Source organism: Rhizobium sp. CECT 9324 (genome assembly GCF_918741265.1).
In the GTDB taxonomy this organism is placed as follows: domain Bacteria; phylum Pseudomonadota; class Alphaproteobacteria; order Rhizobiales; family Rhizobiaceae; genus Allorhizobium.
In genome coordinates, this window is sequence record NZ_CAKKMZ010000002.1 from 705956 (window position 1) to 723998 (window position 18043).

At 58.3% G+C, this 18043-nt stretch carries 13 protein-coding genes and 1 pseudogene; 4 read left to right on the forward strand and 10 right to left on the reverse strand.

Features of this window, described 5'->3' with window-relative positions:
- Nucleotides 1-374: 374 nt before the first annotated feature.
- The 9 genes and pseudogenes from LQ231_RS23070 to LQ231_RS23110 all read right to left on the reverse strand — a co-directional run bounded on the left by LQ231_RS23070 (nucleotide 375) and on the right by LQ231_RS23110 (nucleotide 10125).
- Nucleotides 375-692 carry a type II toxin-antitoxin system RelE/ParE family toxin gene (locus LQ231_RS23070; RefSeq protein WP_230174246.1) on the reverse strand — a complete coding sequence of 106 codons (318 nt, stop codon included), beginning with the start codon at nucleotides 690-692 and terminating at the stop codon, nucleotides 375-377.
- Nucleotides 682-963, reverse strand: coding sequence for a type II toxin-antitoxin system ParD family antitoxin (locus LQ231_RS23075; RefSeq protein ID WP_037125560.1), 282 nt, complete (start codon nucleotides 961-963; stop codon nucleotides 682-684). The genes LQ231_RS23070 and LQ231_RS23075 overlap by 11 nt, the downstream gene beginning before the upstream one ends.
- Nucleotides 964-1335: 372 nt before the next feature.
- On the reverse strand, nucleotides 1336-3195 hold the full coding sequence (locus LQ231_RS23080; protein ID WP_230174247.1) for a diguanylate cyclase: 1860 nt from the start codon (nucleotides 3193-3195) through the stop codon (nucleotides 1336-1338).
- Between the two features lie 436 nt (nucleotides 3196-3631).
- Nucleotides 3632-4495 (reverse strand): SDR family oxidoreductase, encoded by an 864-nt coding sequence (locus tag LQ231_RS23085; RefSeq protein WP_230174248.1) that lies wholly within the window; start codon nucleotides 4493-4495, stop codon nucleotides 3632-3634.
- A gap of 687 nt (nucleotides 4496-5182) precedes the next feature.
- Nucleotides 5183-5916 (reverse strand): annotated as a pseudogene (locus tag LQ231_RS23090) (HEPN domain-containing protein); the annotation flags it as partial.
- Between the two features lie 125 nt (nucleotides 5917-6041).
- Complete coding sequence (locus LQ231_RS23095; protein WP_230174249.1) at nucleotides 6042-6161, reverse strand: helix-turn-helix transcriptional regulator; 120 nt, start codon at nucleotides 6159-6161, stop codon at nucleotides 6042-6044.
- A 53-nt stretch (nucleotides 6162-6214) separates the two neighbouring features.
- Nucleotides 6215-7294, reverse strand: a complete 1080-nt coding sequence (dinB, locus tag LQ231_RS23100; RefSeq protein ID WP_230175040.1) for a DNA polymerase IV — start codon at nucleotides 7292-7294, stop codon at nucleotides 6215-6217.
- A 77-nt stretch (nucleotides 7295-7371) separates the two neighbouring features.
- Complete coding sequence (locus LQ231_RS23105) at nucleotides 7372-8049, reverse strand: SOS response-associated peptidase (RefSeq protein WP_230174250.1); 678 nt, start codon at nucleotides 8047-8049, stop codon at nucleotides 7372-7374.
- Between the two features lie 9 nt (nucleotides 8050-8058).
- A complete protein-coding gene (locus LQ231_RS23110) occupies nucleotides 8059-10125 on the reverse strand; it encodes an ATP-dependent helicase (RefSeq protein WP_230174251.1) in 2067 nt (688 codons plus the stop codon).
- A gap of 203 nt (nucleotides 10126-10328) precedes the next feature.
- Here LQ231_RS23110 and LQ231_RS23115 point away from each other — a divergent pair, with 203 nt between their 5' ends.
- The 4 genes from LQ231_RS23115 to LQ231_RS23130 all read left to right on the forward strand — a co-directional run bounded on the left by LQ231_RS23115 (nucleotide 10329) and on the right by LQ231_RS23130 (nucleotide 17201).
- Complete coding sequence (locus tag LQ231_RS23115) at nucleotides 10329-11084, forward strand: ImuA family protein (RefSeq protein WP_230174253.1); 756 nt, start codon at nucleotides 10329-10331, stop codon at nucleotides 11082-11084.
- Nucleotides 11005-12516 (forward strand): DNA polymerase Y family protein, encoded by a 1512-nt coding sequence (locus tag LQ231_RS23120; RefSeq protein ID WP_230174254.1) that lies wholly within the window; start codon nucleotides 11005-11007, stop codon nucleotides 12514-12516. Before LQ231_RS23115 ends, LQ231_RS23120 begins: the two co-directional genes overlap by 80 nt.
- Entirely contained in the window at nucleotides 12516-15782 is a 3267-nt protein-coding gene (locus tag LQ231_RS23125) for an error-prone DNA polymerase (protein ID WP_230175043.1), read from the forward strand. The genes LQ231_RS23120 and LQ231_RS23125 overlap by 1 nt, the downstream gene beginning before the upstream one ends.
- Nucleotides 15783-16343: 561 nt before the next feature.
- Nucleotides 16344-17201, forward strand: coding sequence for a fumarylacetoacetate hydrolase family protein (locus tag LQ231_RS23130; RefSeq protein ID WP_230174255.1), 858 nt, complete (start codon nucleotides 16344-16346; stop codon nucleotides 17199-17201).
- Between the two features lie 38 nt (nucleotides 17202-17239).
- On the opposite strand, the gene LQ231_RS23135 is transcribed toward LQ231_RS23130, so the two are convergent.
- Nucleotides 17240-17947: a GntR family transcriptional regulator gene (locus LQ231_RS23135; RefSeq protein ID WP_230174256.1), complete on the reverse strand. Its 708-nt coding sequence runs from the start codon at nucleotides 17945-17947 to the stop codon at nucleotides 17240-17242.
- Between the last annotated feature and the right edge of the window lie 96 nt (nucleotides 17948-18043).

The following is an 18043-nucleotide window of genomic DNA, read 5'->3' on the forward strand; positions in this document are numbered from 1 at the left end:
CATTCCAAGAGCGTCTGTGGCGGCTTGCTTGAAGCCGCCACAGGTTTGACTCTCATCAAGATAATTCTCGCAACGTGGGTCCCAAGTCACGTCAGGAGCAATGCGCGGAAGAGGCGATATGAGGTACTGAGTCCTTCGTTATCCCTGCATTCAAGCGGTGACGGCTCGGAGCCAGAACCTGCTGTCGTTGTTCCCCACATGTCCGCTTTCCCAGAAGTTTGGTAGCAGCCCAGTCCTCTTCCGGCGGCCCATACTGGCCGTTCAGGAGGCGATAGCTTGCCTAATCTAAAAGAAAAAAACGCTTCACAGTTGCTGAACGCCGGGGTCGCCGGTTCGATGCCGTTCAAGGCGTTTGATACTTTGCCTTCAACCCATCAGATCTTAAACAGCGCGGAGAGGTCACGCCATCCGTCTACCACTCGGACAATCTCGACGGTATGAATAGGGCCGTCATCTGCGTCGGGCCTTGTCTCATAAAGGATGACATAGGGTGCTTCGACCAACATCCGAGCGGTTCGGAACACTTCAGGGTGGCGCTCGCCTATACGCGGGTGCTCGATCAGCAATTCTGCCTTGCGGCGAAAATTGGCGAAGTATCGCTCCGCGCTCCGCGGCTGCTCTTTACCCATTTCGGTGTAGATGCTCTTAACGTCGGCGCGCGCCTTCGGTGTCCAAAGAAGCTTAACGGGCATGAGGAGCGGCAGACGCTATTTCCTGGCGTGCTTCATCCAGCACCGCATCAAAATCCACCTCGACCGCAGGGCCACTAGCTTTGCCTTCTTCCCACATCGCACGTAGCTTGGCGATATCTTCGCGCTTCTGCATCCATTTGGCCGACCAGTCCCGCAGGGCTTCACGAACAACTTCGCTTCCGCTAGCATATGCCCCACTGTTCACAGCATCACGCAATAACTCAGCGTGTTGAGGTGTCATCGAAACACTGACCTTTTCAACATTCGGCATAGGTGACCTCCAAAGGTAACTGGTAGCAATTTTTACCACCAAAAGCTTAGAGGGGCAACATCGCTGCTCAGGCCCGCTTGGTGCAGTGGTCCAGCTGCAAGGTCACTACGGTATCGGTTTGACGAATGTTGAAATGACAGGCCGCAGGTTCGATTCCGCTCAAGGCGAAGACGCCGAGCAAGCATCTTGCTCGATGCCAATTCCTGCTAGAACTCGATGAGAGCTTTGCGCCTTCCAGTCGGTCATTCAGCCTTCCGTTGAATTTCCTCAAAGCTCCCGTTCACTTGGTCAAGATTTCGGATTTAGGGCGGGTTCGTAGGTCTCCAGCAGCCGACCAAGGCCTCTATCTGCATTGAAACCTTCTTGTGGCCATCAGCCGGTGCCTGCCAGCGCTGCTGTGGGTCGAGCGACTATCGCCTGATCTATCGGGATGGAGTTTGATGACTGCGCCGCTTGGATCGTGCTGCGGGTTGTGTTTCGTCCCGCACTCTTAGCTTCGTAAAGAAGCTTGTCCGCTCGTTCATACAACGACGTAAAGCTTTCATCGCCAGAGATCAGTGTGAGACCCATACTCGCAGTCACGAGCCCAGCGAGACCCGGAACTGCATTGGCGACGGTCGCAGGGATTGCTTGGCGGCGAAACTCGGCCTGTGCATCCACGTCGTGACCTCGCAGGAGAAGCAGGAACTCCTCGCCACCAAGGCGGTAGGCGCGCACGTTCGGTCCTGCCTTCAGTGCAACGGCTACAGCCTTGAGCACCTCGTCGCCGACGCTATGCCCGTATCCATCATTGATCGCCTTGAAATGATCGAGGTCGATGACTGCAAGTGCGGTAAAACTCTCCTCGAGAAGCCGTTCGAACTGGCGCTCTATCGCCCGCCTGTTGAGCAACCCGGTCAGTGGATCGGTTTCAGACAGGCGTTCGAGCAGGTCGGCCTCATTGCGAGCGCCGTCTCGTTCTCGCTTGATGGACATGAAGCGTTCCGCCACCCCAAGCGTTGTGAAGAGCACCTCAAACATGCAGCCGAAATAGAACAGGAGCATGGCGTCTGCGCTGTTCAGCCAGGGAGCCACGCCGGTCACCAGTCGTATCAATCCGACCAGAGCCAATGGTGTGTATCCGATGGCCTGGAACCTCGCCGCTCGGCTTCCCCTACGCAATGAATCGATCACCGAGAAAACGAAGACAACAAGAACCGGTGCAAACGCTGCCGTGTAAACTGTCGACTGGATCGGGCGTGCAACGAAGGGAAATGTCGCATGAAAGACGCTCAGAAAGAGCGCCCAGGCCGCACAATAGGGTAACATGCGCCGCAGGAGGGTATGCATCTTACCCGGCTCGATGAAGCTGTAGGTGAACATCGCGCCTGAGCCGATCGTAACCCCGAAAATCAGTGTCGTCATCCAACTCAGCGTCATAGCCGGAGGATCGAAAAACACGACCGACAGACCAGATGTAACGAAGATCGTCATCAGCAGCGAAAAGGTGAGGACCGAGTGCCAGAGAACGAACGCTTCACGCAGGGCTCGGTAGAATGCCGCATTGAATATGAGCGGCATGACGAGCATGCCGGCAAGCCCGGCTATGATCAGCAGAAGCCGCAGATCGTCAGCGCTAACGCCTGCGTCAACAGGTGAAAGATATGCTTTCTCCAACGTCATCCGGTGGCTCGGCAGATCAAAGACAGCGACGATCTGCCGAGTCATTCGAGTCACGTCCGGTAGGTCTGCCTTGAAGTATCCACCCGCCATTGAACTGCGCAAGGCGGCGGCAGGAAAGGAGGTCTGCTGAACTGCGCCGTTCTGGTCGAAGGCCAGCAGATGCACCGCTTCAAGCGCGCTTCGCCTTGAAAGCAGATACCGAGGAGGTTTTTGACTGGGTGTGATGTCGAAGCGGAGGAGCACTCGTTCGGCATCGATGGAGAATTGGTGGTCTGCGCCAGAGCAGTTCCATCGGGGTTGATCGCGAGCCACTGCAACGATGTTTTCAGAAAGCGTGGCGGCGGCCCAGCATGACGTTCGAATGCTGGTGGAATCGCTTGCGCTGGCGACGTTGGCACCCAATTGCGCGAGCATCACCAGAAGCAGATATACCGTTAGATCTTTTAAAAAACCGCCCGATGTCATAGGTTTTGGATAGCGCAAAATACTTTTAATGCCGTTAAGGGCAGCAACACGGGCATCGGCGACTTGGTGAACGACGCGCACAAGCTGCCGGCAGACGCTGCGCACTGATTTCCTATTTGCAACGGCCTATCCCGGACTTCGTCAGCCTTTCATCAATGCCTGCTCTTATGGACGCTGAGTTTAGAGCGGACGTTCTCCTCCCGGCCCCGTTCCGGCTATTCCGGGGCGCGAGTTGTTGCGTAGAATTGAAGCCGAGGACGATTTTGCCGAGGACACCGCCACCCTCCATTCGACGATGCGTCCGAGGCGGCCGAGAACGGATATACTGCTCCGACGATTGGTTGAGAACCATGAGTATGACGACTGAACCCGGTGGCCGACGCAGCCATGCCTGGCTCAAGCCGGAGTGCTCGCCATCACAACACCATTGGCCTTGGCTTGGTCGGAACTTACTGCAAGCTTAGGAGATAGATCCATTATGCCGCACAATTTGGGCGCTGACAGTGGCCGCCGACCCGATTGGCCGCCGGCCACTTGTGCGTCAGATCATGATCTCGCCGCCGGTCACCGGAATGACGGCTCCCGTCATATAGCTTCCCAGATCAGAAGCGAGCAGGACGTAGGCACCCGCCAATTCTGCTGGCTGCCCGGCTCGGCCGACAAGGGTATTTTCACCAAACTTCGCAGCTTTTTCAGCCGGCATGGTAGAAGGGATGAGAGGCGTCCAGATCGGACCCGGTGCGACCGCATTCACGCGGATGCCTTTTTCAGCCAACATCTCGGCGAGACCCGCCGTGAAGTTCGATATCGCACCCTTGGTAGAAGCGTAGGCGAGCAGCTGCGGCGACGGCTGCCGCGACTGGATCGAGGTCGTATTGATGATCGAGCTGCCGGGCTTCATGTGAGGAGCGGCCGCCTTGGACAGGAAGAAGGGCGCGTAGATATTGGTGCGGAAGGTTTCGTCCCATTCCTCGGCGGTTATATCGGCGATGTCACCGTAAGTTCGCTGGAATGCGGCATTGTTCACGAGAATGTCGATTCCACCGAGCTCGTCTACTGCACGCCGGACAAGATCCACACAGTGTGCTTCGTTCTTGATGTCGCCCGGAACGACAAGAGCCTTGCGTCCCGCTTCCGCGATCCACTTTGCGGTATCGCGTGCGTCGTCGTCCTCGTTGAGATAGGAAATGACGATGTCGGCGCCTTCGCGAGCAAAAGCAATGGCGACAGCCTTGCCAATCCCGGAGTCGGCCCCGGTGATGAGGGCAACTTTGCCTGTCAGCTTGCCGTCACCCTTGTAGGACTTTTCACCATGATCCGGGACAGGTTCCATCTCGGCTGTCTTGCCCGGTGGCTCTTGCTGCTGTTCCGGATAGGGTGGAATAGGGTGTCGAGTGTTGTCCATCACTTCTCTCCTTTTCTGAGGTCAGGGCGATAAAGCCTGAAGAGCTCTCCGGGTTCCGCATGGACGTTTTCTAGCTCGGTTAGGAACAACAGCGTGCGGCCCACGCATTTCCCCGACAAATCCATGTCATCTTTACCCCTCGTTTTTGCAGGGAGAGTTTGAATTGGTCTTCAATGCTTCATCATCTCGTCAGCGAACAAGATTGGCGCTCGGTCGCCCTTATCGGAGCGGACGGTTCCATCGACTGGTGGCGTGCGCCTGAGGTGGATTCGTCGCCGCTCCTCAACCGGATGCACGACAGCGATGGCGGATGTTTCCGGTAGACGCATTTTACGATCTTGGCAAAGAGCAAGAAGTGCTCTCGGACCGTGTAGCCGATTGAAGTGCGGCTAATTCCTCGTGGATCGTATCAAGCGGAACGCCAGGTCCGGGGGCAGTCGGTCGCGCCTCTCCCTTCGGGTCGCTATGCTGAGGCTCCTGCGGCTACCCTTTTAACCGGTCCTTGGCGTGTCGAGAATTCCCGGCATCCCGGCTTGCAGCCGTTGCGCTGCTGATGCCTCCGATATTCTTCAATGCCGGTCCCGGATCACGCACGCGTGCGGTTTTGATCCGGGTAGCGGACGGCTTGCGCGCGCTCAGCGGATTTTCGCTTCGAGGATGACGAGATAATTTCGACATATTGCTTCTTCTGTGGAGGATCTGTGTCTGGCCGATCAACCACGGTAGCGCCTCGTCGCTGATCTCGAAGTGTTCGGAGTATCGCGCCTTCACGTACGCTTCGTTCATGACATTGTACCATGCGGAAAACCGGGTTTGATCTCGCGGCCAAACATCCACGAGTTCACGATCTATGCCCTCGGCCAACCCGCGCAGGAACTTTAGGTTATGCGATGCTGTACTGTAGTTCGTCAGGGTCAATAGGACAGTGGAGTATGCATGTTCCACAGCCTGATGAAGACTGAATGCTGTCAGCCGCTTCCAGTTGGTTGATTAAGCAGTTTGAGAAGCCTGCCAGATCGCAGTCTTCAGCATCAAAGTAGCTTCTGAAAATCGATTCTCAAAATGCTCTATTGCAGCTTTTAACATGGCTCCGGCCGATAGGTATTGCGGCTCAGCCAGCGGTTCATCGTCAATTTCATGCAGGACAATGCCTTCGCGGCGGATGTCTGCGAAGAAGTACTGGCCATCCTTAAGCGCCTTGTTGACCTCGTGTAGCCCATGCAAGATCAGGCCAACCGGTGTTTTCACGCCCGGACCCTACAAGATCAGATCTTCCGCATTGTCCCCGTATTGCCGATCGGCCAGCTTGCCCGTGTTGACGATGACGAGGATGTCGTGGTCGGACCGGTAGCCCTTCATCGTATGCGGCTCGTCGACCCCAGGTGTCCGTGCGTAGGACTCAAAAGGATGACCTCGAGGATGCGTGCAAGCTCACGCTGTTTATTCTCCGGGAGGTGCTGAAGGCTCGATTTGTGCTCCGTCTACTCGCACATTTCATAGATCGGTGTAGAGGATTGTTCTTTTTTGTCGTTCGTGTGCTGTGCATTCAGATCAGCTGGAGCCGGGTCGCAACGGCGATCGCCTGGGCGATGCTGACGGCGCCGAGCATCTGCCGGGGATTTTCCAGGTGAAAGGCGACGGTCGACACACTGATACCTTCGGTCATATCGCGTCCCTCATCGCAACTGTCTGAAAGAAGATCGCGATTGTGCAGAGTGATTACAGTTTGAGAGTGAGCTGTGGTTCCTGCCCGCTCTCGTCGGTGTTTAGCGATGACAGGGTGATCCCAAGCAGCCGCACCGGACGTTTGAACGGGAATACCGAGCCGAGCAAAGGCTGAGCTATCTGCAGGATCATGTCGGTGTCCGACATGGATCCAGCCACGGTCCTGCTGCGTGTCGTCTGACTGAAATCCGAGTATTTGATTTTGACGGTTACCGTCTTTCCCGTGATGTCGTGCGCCTCGCAATAGCGCCATACCTTCTCGACCAGGGGCCGCAGCGCGGCCTTGGCCACATCGAGATCATCGATGTCCTCAACGAACGTGTCTTCGGCGCCGACGGACTTGCGGATCCGATCGGGCCTGACCTGCCGCTGGTCGATCCCACGGGCAATGCCATAGAAATACGGGCCGGACTTGCCGAAATGCTGCTGAAGGAAGTCCAGGGATTTTGACTTGAGATCAAGCCCGGTCTCGATGCCGTGCCGTTTCATTCGTTCAGCCGTCGCGGGTCCCACACCATGGAATTTCTTGACGGGGAGCGCCTCGACAAAGCCGGGGCCGTTCTTCGGTGTGATGACCGCCTGGCCATTCGGCTTGTTCAGATCGCTCGCCATCTTGGCAAGAAACTTGTTGTAGGAAATGCCAGCAGAGGCATTGAGGCCTGTGACCGCCTTGATCTTCGCACGGATCTCCAGCGCAATCTCAGTGGCAATCTCCATGCCTTTCAGGTTCTCGGTGACATCGAGATAGGCTTCGTCCAGCGACAGCGGCTCGATCACTGGTGTGTATTGCGCAAAAATCTCCCGGATTTGCTGTGAGACTTGCCGATAGACGTCAAAGCGCGGCGGCACGAAGATCAGATCAGGGCATTTCCGCTTGGCGGTGACCGATGGCATGGCGGAATGCACGCCATAGGTCCTTGCCTCATAACTGGCAGCGGCAACGACGCCGCGGGCCGCGGATCCGCCTACAGCCAATGGTCGCCCGCGCAGTTCCGGGTTGTCGCGCTGCTCGACCGAGGCATAGAAGGCATCCATGTCGACATGGATGATCTTGCGCGCAGAGGCGCTAACCATCGCTTCGCGTCGCAAAGTGTCCGGCGGTGCCTCGCGTTCGGGATGTTCGCTGCCCCGGTTGTGACGATGGACGATGCTCAAAGCAACTGACCTTCATCGTCCAGATTGGGATTAGGCTGGGGCGGCACGATCACCAGCATATTGGCGGGGAGGGGACGTTGCAAATGGCGGGCCTCCTCCCAGGATGCTGTCAGCCAGGTATCGACTTCCGCCGGCGTGGTGAGAATTGCAGGCATGGCTTTCTGATGTATGGGAGAGACGATCTCGTTCGGCGACGTCGTTAAAAACCCGAACAGATCATACTCCTGCTCGCCGTCTCTGACTTTGCGAACGCCCTTCCATGGTGTCCAGAAGCCTGCGAAGAACATCAGCGGGCGGTCTTCATTGCCGGCAAACCAGGCATTCGGCACCCGTCCGCCTTCGACTTTGCTGGCCGGATCAGGCTCTGCAAAGGAGGTGAACGGCACGACACAGCGGCTTGTCGCCGCAAGCCAGCGGCGCCAGTGAGGCGAAGTTACATTGCGGATATTGGTGACGCCTGGATCGTAGTTCTTCACATAGGCCGGTGGTGAGGGCATGCCCCAGGTGGCGCGAGCAATTTCGCGGCTCCCGTCCTCGCCTACGCGCACAACCGGCGCCTGATAACCTGGATAGACGTCGAAGCTTGCGTCGTTCCAGCCTGCGTGATCCCTGACCGCCTTTGTGAATTGAAGCACCGCCTCACGGGTGGTGGTCACATTGTAGAGATTGCACATTCCATCCTCCTACTTCCACATGGCGCGCATGCGCTCCGCGACATCGATGCGGATCTGCTGGGCGCTTCGCTCTGACCTGGCGGTTGAAACCTGTGGCCATGTCGTCACTTCAAAGAATTGCAGCAGCATTGCCGGGATGAATCTGGTTCTTGCGGCATAGACGTGCCGATCGCCCTGCGTGTTCTGCCCATGAGTAAAGAATCGTTGTGGCGTGATCAGTGCCAGGTGATCCCTGGCACGGGTCATCGCGACATAAAGCAGACGGCGCTCTTCCTCCAGTTCCTGGGTGGTGCCGGTGCCAAGATCTGAGGGTATGCAGCCGTCGACCACATTGAGCATAAAGACCGCACGCCATTCCTGGCCCTTGGCAGAATGAATGGTCGACAGGATCAGATAGTCCTCGTCGAGCAGCGGCACCCCTGCCTGGTCGCTGGTGGCATCCGGGGGATCGAGTGTCAGTTCGGTGAGGAAACGCTCGCGCGAGGGATATCCGCTCGCGATCTGTTCGAGTTGCAACAGGTCGGCCTTGCGGGTCTCGGCATCCTCGTGGATGCGGTCGAGATGCGGCTCGTACCAGTGGCGCGCCTGCCCGATATCGGACGGCCAGCCATCTTTGTTCTTTCCAAGGCTGGCCAGCAACTGGACGAAACCTGTCCAAGCCTCGCCGGTCTTGGGCGGGGCTGAGATTTCGGCAAGGGCAAGCAGCGGTTCAGGATCGGTTGCGATCGTCTCGAGAATGTTGCCGGCCGTCTTTGGACCGACGCCCGGCAGCATCTGCAGCAGCCGGAAGCCGGCAACACGGTCTCGCGGGTTCTGGGCAAACCGCAGAACGGCAAGCATGTCCTTCACATGGGCGCTGTCGAGAAATTTCAGGCCACCGAACTTGACGAAGGGAATGTTGCGGCGGGTCAATTCGACCTCCAGCGGACCGCTATGACTGGATGTGCGAAACAGGACCGCCTGGTTCTTCAGTGTCATGCCGGTCTCGCGATTGGCAAGCACCTGGTCGACGATAAAGTTCGCCTGTTCGGTCTCGTCCTTGACGGTGACCAGTTTCGGTCGCTCCAGCGATTGCCGGTCGGTCCACAGGTTCTTGGTGAAGCGCTCGCGCGCCAGATCGATGACCCCATTTGCTGCGGCGAGGATAGGCTGTGTCGAGCGGTAATTGCGATCAAGCGTGATAATATCGGCGGCCGGACTGAAGGAGGAGGGGAAATCGAGGATGTTGCGAACGGTTGCCGCCCGAAATGAATAGATCGACTGCGCATCGTCGCCAACGACCGTCAGACCACGTCCCCCAGGTTTGAGTGCCATCAACACCGACGCCTGCAGCCTGTTGGTATCCTGGTATTCATCGACCATCACATAATCGAAGCGATTGCCGATATCGTCGGCCAGGTCCGGATCGCTGACCATCTGCGCCCAGTAGAGCAGCAGATCATCGTAATCGAGGACGTTCTGGGCCTGCTTGGCCTCGACATAAGCCGCAAACAATTGCTTCAGTTGCTCTTCCCAAGTCGCCACCCAGGGATAGTGCTGACGCAGGATCTCGTTCAGCGGTGCCTGCGAATTGACCGCACGCGAATAGATCGAGAGACACGTGCCCTTGGTCGGAAAGCGGTTTTCCGTCTTGGAAAAACCAAGCTCGTGACGGGCAAGGTTCATCAGGTCGGCGCTGTCTTCGCGATCATGGATGGTGAAATCCACATTCAGCCCGATCTGCTCGGCATAGATCCGCAGCAACCGCGCGCCGATCCCGTGAAACGTTCCAGACCAGGAAAGCGCGTCGGTAAGGATCCCCGAATTGGAACCAAGCACCTGCTTGCAGATCCGCTCGACACGGCGCGCCATTTCGGATGCTGCCCGCCTTGAAAAGGTCATCAGCAGCATGCGCCGCGGATCGGCCCCGTTGACGATCAGGTGAGCCACGCGATGGGCAAGCGTATTGGTCTTGCCGGATCCGGCGCCAGCGATGATCAGCAGAGGTCCCGCCTCCTGTCCGCCTTCCAGTCCAACGCCGTGTTCCACAGCCTGACGCTGCTGTTCGTTCAGTTTTTCCAGATAGGCAATCGTCATGCCGTGATCCCCGATAAGTGCTTGTCTGTTCTGGCCGTTTTGGTTTGGATGCCAGTCGCTTGTGCGACGTGTTCCCTATTCACCGCCCTGCCCACCGCTGAATCAGCATTGACTCATTGGGAAGAGAAGAACAAATAATGAACATATCAGCCGCGATCACCGCTGGAAAGCCCTGAACAGCATCGACGAGATATCCGCAGCCTATGCTTAATGCCGCCGTCAATCCGACCATTGCAGATCTTCGCGAGCGCATCCAGCGCCTCGAAGGCAGAGCTGTGCGTAAGGGCGAGGTTCTGTCATTCGGCCTTGCCGATATCGATGCCAGGCTGCCCGGCGGTGGGCTTGCTTTCGGTGCCCTGCATGAGGTGGCCGGCGGTGGGGCCGATGCGGTGCATGGAGCAGCGGCCGCTCTGTTTGTCGCCGGAATCGTCGCGCGCACCAAGGGCGACGTGCTGTGGTGCCTGACGCGGCCCGATCTGTTTGCGCCGGCCTTGGCGCAGGCAGGTCTCCATCATGATCGGGTGATCTATGCTGAAGCCGATCGGGAGGAGGATGTGCTGACCAATTTTGAAGAAGGCCTTCGTTTTGGTGGACTTGGCGCTGTCGTTGCCGAGCTGGTGCGCCTGCCGATGACCGCCTCGCGGCGCCTGCAACTGGCCGCCGAAGCTTCAGGAACGATTGGCATTGCGCTTCGACGATGGCGGCGCCCGACGGAGGCCGCCGACTTCGGTCAACCCACGGCCGCCACGACACGGTGGCGCATCAGTGTCCTGCCCTCCGAGCCGCTTCCCGTGCCGGGCATCGGGCGGGCACGGTGGCTGGCGGAATTGATAAGAGCAAGAGCGGGAGAAGCCGCGGAATTTGAAATAGGTGCCTGCGATGCCACGGGTCGTATCAGTCTTTCTCCCCACGCTCGCGACGGACAGGATCAGGCGCGCGGATCCCGGAATTTTGCCTGAAACACCTGTGGTGGTCGTCTCCCGCAGTGGATCGAAACGCACCGTCGCCGCAATCGACACTGCGGCCTTCAAGGCCGGCGTCCGGATCGGCATGCCCGCCGCCAAAGCCCAGGCGATGATATCCGGCCTGCATCTGGTCGATGCCGACCCATTCGGTGATGCCTTGGCGATCGAGCGACTGGCGCTGTGGATGCTGCGCCAATATACGCCTGTTGTAGCAATGGATAGTCCCGACAGCATCGTGATGGATACTGAGGGCGCGGACCATCTGCGCGGCGGCGAGTTGGCGATGCTCACTGGCCTTGTCAACGCTCTGAGAGGTCGCGGCCTTCACGCCCGTGGCGCCATCGCCGATACTTGGGGCACCGCCCACGCCATCGCCCGCGCTGGCCGGCGTGAGGCGATCATTGTGCCGGTTGGAGAAACGGCCCAGGCTGTCGTCAATCTGCCGGTTTCCAGCCTTCGCCTGCCTTCCGACATCGTCAGCGGCCTGACCGAACTGGGGTTCCGAACCGTCGGCGAGCTTTCCGCAACGCCGCGAGCGCCTTTGACATTGCGTTTTGGGCCGGAGGTGGGCCGCCGGCTCGATCAGATTTTCGGACGGCTTGCCGAACCGATCGATCCCATTCGTACCGCTGAGCTCGTCGAGGTGTCCCGGTCGTTCTCCGAGCCTATCGGGGCCGCTGAGACCATCGCCAAATATATCGGCAAGCTGGTGGTCGAACTCTGCGCCGCCTTGGAGGCGCGCGGGCAGGGCGTTCGCCGCGCAGATCTGATTATCTACCGCGTCGACAACACCTTACAGTCCCTGCGTGCCGGAACGGCCAAGCCGGTGCGCGATATCCAGCATCTGACGAAGCTTCTCTGTTCCAGCATCGAGAAGATCGATCCCGGTTTCGGTATCGAAAAACTGTCCCTCACTGCTACCATGATCGAGCCGTTCGAAGAAAAGCAGTCGATCTCCTCGTTGGTCGAAGAGATGATCGTCGACGTCACGCCGTTGCTCGACAGTCTTGGAAATCGCGGTCAGCGCATGTATCGGCTGGCGCCGGTCGAAAGCGACGTTCCCGAGCGCAATGTCGGGCGCGTCTCCCCCGTTTCCGAAAAACTCGGTCAGGCCTGGCCGACCCGCTGGCCCCGGCCGAGCCGGATGCTGGCGCACCCGGAACGGATCGAGGTCATTGCGCTCACGCCCGACCATCCGCCGGCATCCATGACCTGGCGGGGAAAACGCCGGCGCATCAAGCGTGGTGACGGGCCGGAACGGGTATTCGGCGAGTGGTGGGTCCGTTCCTCCGAGATGGAGGCAGTCAGGGACTACTATGCGTTCGAGGACGAGGACGGCAATCGCTTCTGGGTCTATCGCTCCGGCGACGGTGTGGATCCCGCGACTGGAACGGCAAAATGGTTCCTGCACGGGATCTATGGCTGATGCGCTACGCCGAACTCCAGGTCACCAGTCATTTCTCCTTCCTTCGCGGCGCGTCAGGCTGCGATGAACTGTTCACGACTGCCAAGGCACTGGGTATCGAGGCGCTTGGCATCGTCGATCGCAACAGTCTGGCTGGGATCGTGCGTGCCTGGGAGGCGGCCAAGGAAACCGGCGTCCGGCTCGTCGTCGGCTGCAGGCTCGATCTGACAGACGGAATGTCGATGCTGGTTTATCCAACGGACCGGGCGGCCTATTCAAGGCTTTGCCGGCTTCTGTCGCTCGGCAAGGGGCGGGGCGGCAAGGGCAAATGCATCCTCGATCTGTCGGATGTCGCCCTCTATGCTGAAGGCCTGCTCGCTATCCTGATCCCTGACGAGGCCGATGACGCATGTGCCGTCCAGCTGCGTAAGATAAAGGAGATTTTCGGCAACCGCGCCTATATGGCGCTGACGCTGCGCCGGCGGCCCAATGATCAGCTGCGACTGCACGAGCTCAACACGTTGGCGATCCGGCACAAGGTCCGACCTGTTGTCACCAATGACGTGCTGTTTCACGAGCCGGGCAGGCGGCAATTACAAGATGTCGTCACCTGCATTCGCCATCGTACCACCATCGACCGGGCCGGCTTCCTGCGCGAACGGCATGCCGATCGTTTTCTCAAGCCGCCGGAGGAAATGCACCGGCTGTTCAGCCGCTATCCAGAAGCTCTCGCCCGCACCCGCGAGATTGTCGACCGCTGTCGTTTCGACATGAACGAGCTCACCTACCAATATCCGGAGGAAGCAATCATCCCCGGGCTGACGGCGCAGCAGACGTTGGAACAATTCACCTGGGAGGGTGCGCGCGACCGCTTTCCCGAAGGAGTGCCCAATGATGTGGTCAAGACCCTCAATCACGAACTCGACCTGATCCGCAAACTCGATTACGCGCCGTATTTCCTGACGGTATACAGCATTGTCCGCTTTGCGCGATCTCAGGATATTCTTTGCCAGGGTCGCGGAAGTGCCGCCAATTCCGCCGTCTGTTACGTGCTGGGGATTACTGCGATCGATCCGGCCGCAAACGATCTCTTGTTCGAGCGCTTTATCTCGGAAGAGCGCAACGAGCCGCCCGACATTGACGTCGATTTCGAACATGCCAGACGCGAAGAGGTGATCCAGTGGATCTACAAGACCTATGGTCGGCAGAAGGCCGCCCTTTGCGCGACCGTCACCCGCTACCGTGCCAAGGGTGCGCTTCGCGATGTCGGAAAGGTGCTCGGCCTGCCTGAAGACATGATCACAGCTCTGTCGGCCGGCGTCTGGGGCTGGAGCAAGGAGGGCGCCGGCGAAAAGCAGGTCAACGAGCTGAACATGAACATGTCTGACCGCCGCCTGCGGCTGACATTGGAACTGGCGCAACAACTGATGGGCGCACCCCGTCATCTCGGCCAGCATCCGGGCGGCTTTGTCCTGACCAATGACCGGCTCGACGAACTGGTGCCAATCGAGCAGGCCCGGATGGAGGACCGCCAGACCATTGAATGGGACAAGGACGATATCGAGGCGCTCAAGTTCATGAAGGTTGACGTGCTGGCCTTAGGCATGTTGACCTGCATGGCCAAGGGCTTTGCATTGCTGGAAGAGCACAAGGGAGTGAAGCTTGATTTCGCGACCATCGAGCAGGAGGATCCGGCCACTTACGCGATGATCCGCAAAGCCGACACGCTCGGCACGTTCCAGATCGAATCGCGTGCGCAGATGTCGATGCTGCCGCGGCTGAAACCCCAGACCTATTATGACCTGGTGATCCAGGTGGCGATCGTTCGCCCCGGGCCGATCCAGGGCGACATGGTGCATCCTTATCTGAGACGGCGCGAAGGCAAGGAAGCGGTCGTCTATCCCAAGCCGGAACTCGAGGCTGTTCTCGGCAAGACGCTGGGCGTGCCGCTGTTTCAGGAGAGTGCGATGAAGGTGGCGATCGTCTGTGCCGGCTTTACCGCCGGCGAGGCCGATGCGCTCAGGCGCTCAATGGCGACATTCAAGTTCACCGGCGGGGTCAGCAAGTTCAAGGACAAGCTTGTCCAGGGGATGGTGAAGAACGGTTACACAGAAGAGTTTGCCGAGAAGACCTTCTCGCAGCTCGAGGGTTTTGGCTCATATGGCTTTCCCGAGAGCCATGCCGCGTCCTTTGCTCTGATCGCCTACGCCTCATCCTATCTGAAGTGCCATTATCCGGACGTGTTCTGTGCCGCCCTCATCAATGCGCAACCGATGGGTTTCTATGCGCCAGCGCAGATCGTAACCGACGCCCGGGCCCACGGGGTAGCGATCCGGCCAATCTGCATCAATCACTCGCGGTGGGATTGCACGCTCGAAGAGATCGAGGAAACCGACAGCCATGCCGTGCGCCTCGGGATGCGTCTGGTGAAGGGGCTGCCCGAACAGGATGCGGCAAAGATTGCAGTGGCACGTGGCAACGAGCCCTTTGTCTCCATCGATGATATGTGGCGGCGCGCCGGCGTGCCGTCGGCTACCCTGGTCAAGCTCGCCGAGGCCGACGCCTTTCGACCGGACTTGAAACTTGAAAGACGCGATGCGCTCTGGGCGATCAAAGCCTTGCGTGACGAACCCCTCCCTTTGTTTGCTGCGGCCGCCGATCGCGAGCGGGCGGTGATCGCTGAACAGCAGGAACCGGATGTGGCACTTCGGCAAATGACCGAGGGCGCCAATGTTGTCGAAGACTATGGCCATACCAGTGTGACGCTGCGTGCCCATCCGGTCAGCTTCCTGCGAGAGGATCTCACCCGCCGAAACATCGTCACCTGCGCCGAGGCAACCTCGGCGCGCGACGGTCGCTGGTTGATGACAGCGGGGCTGGTTCTGGTCCGCCAAAAGCCGGGCAGTGCCAAGGGCGTCATGTTCATGACGATTGAGGATGAAACAGGGGTCTCCAATATCGTCGTCTGGCCAAGCCTCTTTGAAAAGCAGCGCCGCGTCGTGCTCGGATCCTCGATGATGGCGATCAACGGCAAGATCCAGCGCGAAGGCGGCGTCGTGCATCTGGTGGCGCAACGTATGTTCGATCTGACCCCCGATCTGGCAAGCCTGGGCGAGCGGGATGGTTTCCGGTTGCCGTCAGGACGGGGCGACGAGTTCGCGCATGGTTCACCTGGCAGCCCCGACAGCCGCGAGAGACCGCCAATGGGCGTCAATGTGCGGGAAATTTATGTACCTGACCTGCACATCGACACGCTGAAGGTGAAAAGCCGGAATTTTCCACGCTGAAGGTGAAAAGCCGGAATTTTCAATGAGTCCGGTGCACAGCTACAGAGGAGATGCGGTCAAAAGCAAGGCGACAGGGACGGTGAGCGCCGACGCAGTCAATGCCCACACAGCTGCCAACTTGATCAGGCGCATTTTTCGTGCACGGTCTTCGTTCCACTCGTATGCCATACCCAGTCCTCCTGGCGGCAATGAAGCATTCCGAGGGATTTCAGTCGAGCCCAGAAAAATGGAAGACAGCAGTTCATACTCCACCAAGGCGAAAGAAGTCGTCCCCTATATCAGGTCGGCCATCTGAGCACCGTATGCGATTCAATTAAGGTCCACTTGTGAACGACGGCTTTGTGGGGTCGTTCGGATTGTCCCTGCGAATTTGGTCCACGCCCCGTAACTCTCGGGGATCCGTTTGATAAACTCTCCAATGAGACAGGATCTCGTGACTGAGCAATCTCGGCGCGCCTAGAAAGTCACCGCTCATTGCGTAGTGGAAAAATAATACATTATTTGTTGAAATGATCTATATAATGTTTTACGGATTGCCGAGGTCTTTTTTGGAGAGAAAGTATGCAAGTTTTAAGGTTCAAGGCAGCGGGTCAAGAGCGCGTAGGTGTATTGGATAACGGTAAAGTGTATGATTTGGCCACTCTGGTGCCGGGGACATCGGGAGATATGATTTCTGTCCTTAGAGCTGGACCTGCACTGATGGAGCAGGCGCGGGATGCGCTGCCGGGCGCGGAGGGCGTATCCCTAGAAAATGTGAAGATCCTGTCGCCGATCGAGCGCCCGGGCAAGTTCATTTGCATGGGTCTGAACTATCTCGAACACGTGAAAGAAGGTGGTCGCGACGTCCCCGATTATCCGACTCTGTTCCTGCGCGTTCAAACGAGTTTGCTACCGCCGGATGGCGATATCATTCTTCCAAAGGTTTCGGAGAAGCTTGATTTCGAAGCGGAATTGCTGGTGATTATCGGTAAGGAAGCTCACAATGTTTCACAGGCCGAAGCATTAGATTACGTCTACGGCTACACAGCATTCAACGACGGCTCGTTGCGCGATTACCAGCGCCGCACCACCCAGTGGACGGCCGGTAAGAACTTCGATGCGACCGGTCCTTATGGTCCCGTGATTGTCACGGCGGACGAGCTTCCCGCAGGTGCCGTTGGTCTTTCTATCCGTTCCCGCCTGAACGGCGAGATCATGCAGGACGGCAATACCAGCGATCTGATGTTTAGTGTCGCACGCATAATTTCCTATGCGTCCGAAGTTATGACGCTTGAACCGGGCGACGTCATCGCGACCGGCACCCCGTCTGGTGTTGGCTTTGCGCGCAATCCGCCGGTCTTCATGAAGGCAGGCGATCTCATCGAGATTGAAATCGAGGGCATTCCGACGCTTTCGAACCGGATCGTCACGGCGACCTAGTCCGGAGCCAAGTCTTAAGCCGGCCCGAAAGGGCCGGCTTAACCGGCCTTTTCGAAATAGGCCTCAACGACTGCCAGCGTGCGCTGGTAATGCGCTGTCAAAAGCTTCACAGCTTTGTCCGCATCCCCATCCAGTACAGCATCCGCAATCTCGCTGTGCTCGGCGCTGTAGGTCTGTCGTGCCTGCGGGGAGATTGAGGCGATGTGGCGATAGCGATCCGAGCGCTCGCGCAATTCCTCGCAGAATTCCAATATGATACGCGAATTGCAGGTTATAAGCAGCGCGTTGTGGAAAGCGTGGTGGCGCGGTTCCCATTCGGGGTTTGGCTTCTGACTCTCCTCCTCGAGAAAGCGTGGCGTGCGCGAAAGCCTGTAGAGGTTGATTACAATCCCCTCTTCCCAGGCCTCTGTTCGGTTGCGCATGGCTTCGCGTAGCGCACAGGCCTCCATCAGGCAGCGGCCATGTACGATTTCCCGCCATTCCTCGATCGAAACCGGCGCTACCGAAAACCCGCGTTGGTCTTCCAAGACGACCAGTCCCTCGGACGTGAGGCGATTGAGGGCTTCGCGCACCGGATTGATGGTTGCTTCATATGTCTGGCAGAGCGAGTCGATACGCAACCGCGATCCTGGGGGGAGGGCGCCGGAGAGGATGTCGAGCCTGATGGCCGCAAATACGGCGGACGCTGCGGTGGTCTTGCCGCTGGCGGGACGAGTGGCGGTTTTGACTTGGCTTGTTCTGGACATGGTCACCCTAGGTAAACGCGCGAAATTAGACGAAAATGCATTTTGACATTATTTGAGTCGTATAATACATTATTTTTGAACTTACAGGAGGAGGAT

Excerpts from the sequence above, each read along its gene's own strand:
- LQ231_RS23070 (WP_230174246.1), bottom strand. The coding sequence starts at position 692 with ATGCCCGTTAAGCTTCTTTGGACACCGAAGGCGCGCGCCGACGTTAAG.
- LQ231_RS23075 (WP_037125560.1), bottom strand. The coding sequence starts at position 963 with ATGCCGAATGTTGAAAAGGTCAGTGTTTCGATGACACCTCAACACGCT.
- LQ231_RS23085 (WP_230174248.1), bottom strand. The coding sequence starts at position 4,495 with ATGGACAACACTCGACACCCTATTCCACCCTATCCGGAACAGCAGCAA.
- LQ231_RS23095 (WP_230174249.1), bottom strand. The coding sequence starts at position 6,161 with ATGACCGAAGGTATCAGTGTGTCGACCGTCGCCTTTCACCTGGAAAAT.
- dinB (WP_230175040.1), bottom strand. The coding sequence starts at position 7,294 with ATGGTTAGCGCCTCTGCGCGCAAGATCATCCATGTCGACATGGATGCC.
- LQ231_RS23105 (WP_230174250.1), bottom strand. The coding sequence starts at position 8,049 with ATGTGCAATCTCTACAATGTGACCACCACCCGTGAGGCGGTGCTTCAA.
- LQ231_RS23110 (WP_230174251.1), bottom strand. The coding sequence starts at position 10,125 with ATGACGATTGCCTATCTGGAAAAACTGAACGAACAGCAGCGTCAGGCT.
- LQ231_RS23115 (WP_230174253.1), top strand. The coding sequence starts at position 10,329 with ATGCTTAATGCCGCCGTCAATCCGACCATTGCAGATCTTCGCGAGCGC.
- LQ231_RS23120 (WP_230174254.1), top strand. The coding sequence starts at position 11,005 with ATGCCACGGGTCGTATCAGTCTTTCTCCCCACGCTCGCGACGGACAGG.
- LQ231_RS23125 (WP_230175043.1), top strand. The coding sequence starts at position 12,516 with ATGCGCTACGCCGAACTCCAGGTCACCAGTCATTTCTCCTTCCTTCGC.
- LQ231_RS23130 (WP_230174255.1), top strand. The coding sequence starts at position 16,344 with ATGCAAGTTTTAAGGTTCAAGGCAGCGGGTCAAGAGCGCGTAGGTGTA.
- LQ231_RS23135 (WP_230174256.1), bottom strand. The coding sequence starts at position 17,947 with ATGTCCAGAACAAGCCAAGTCAAAACCGCCACTCGTCCCGCCAGCGGC.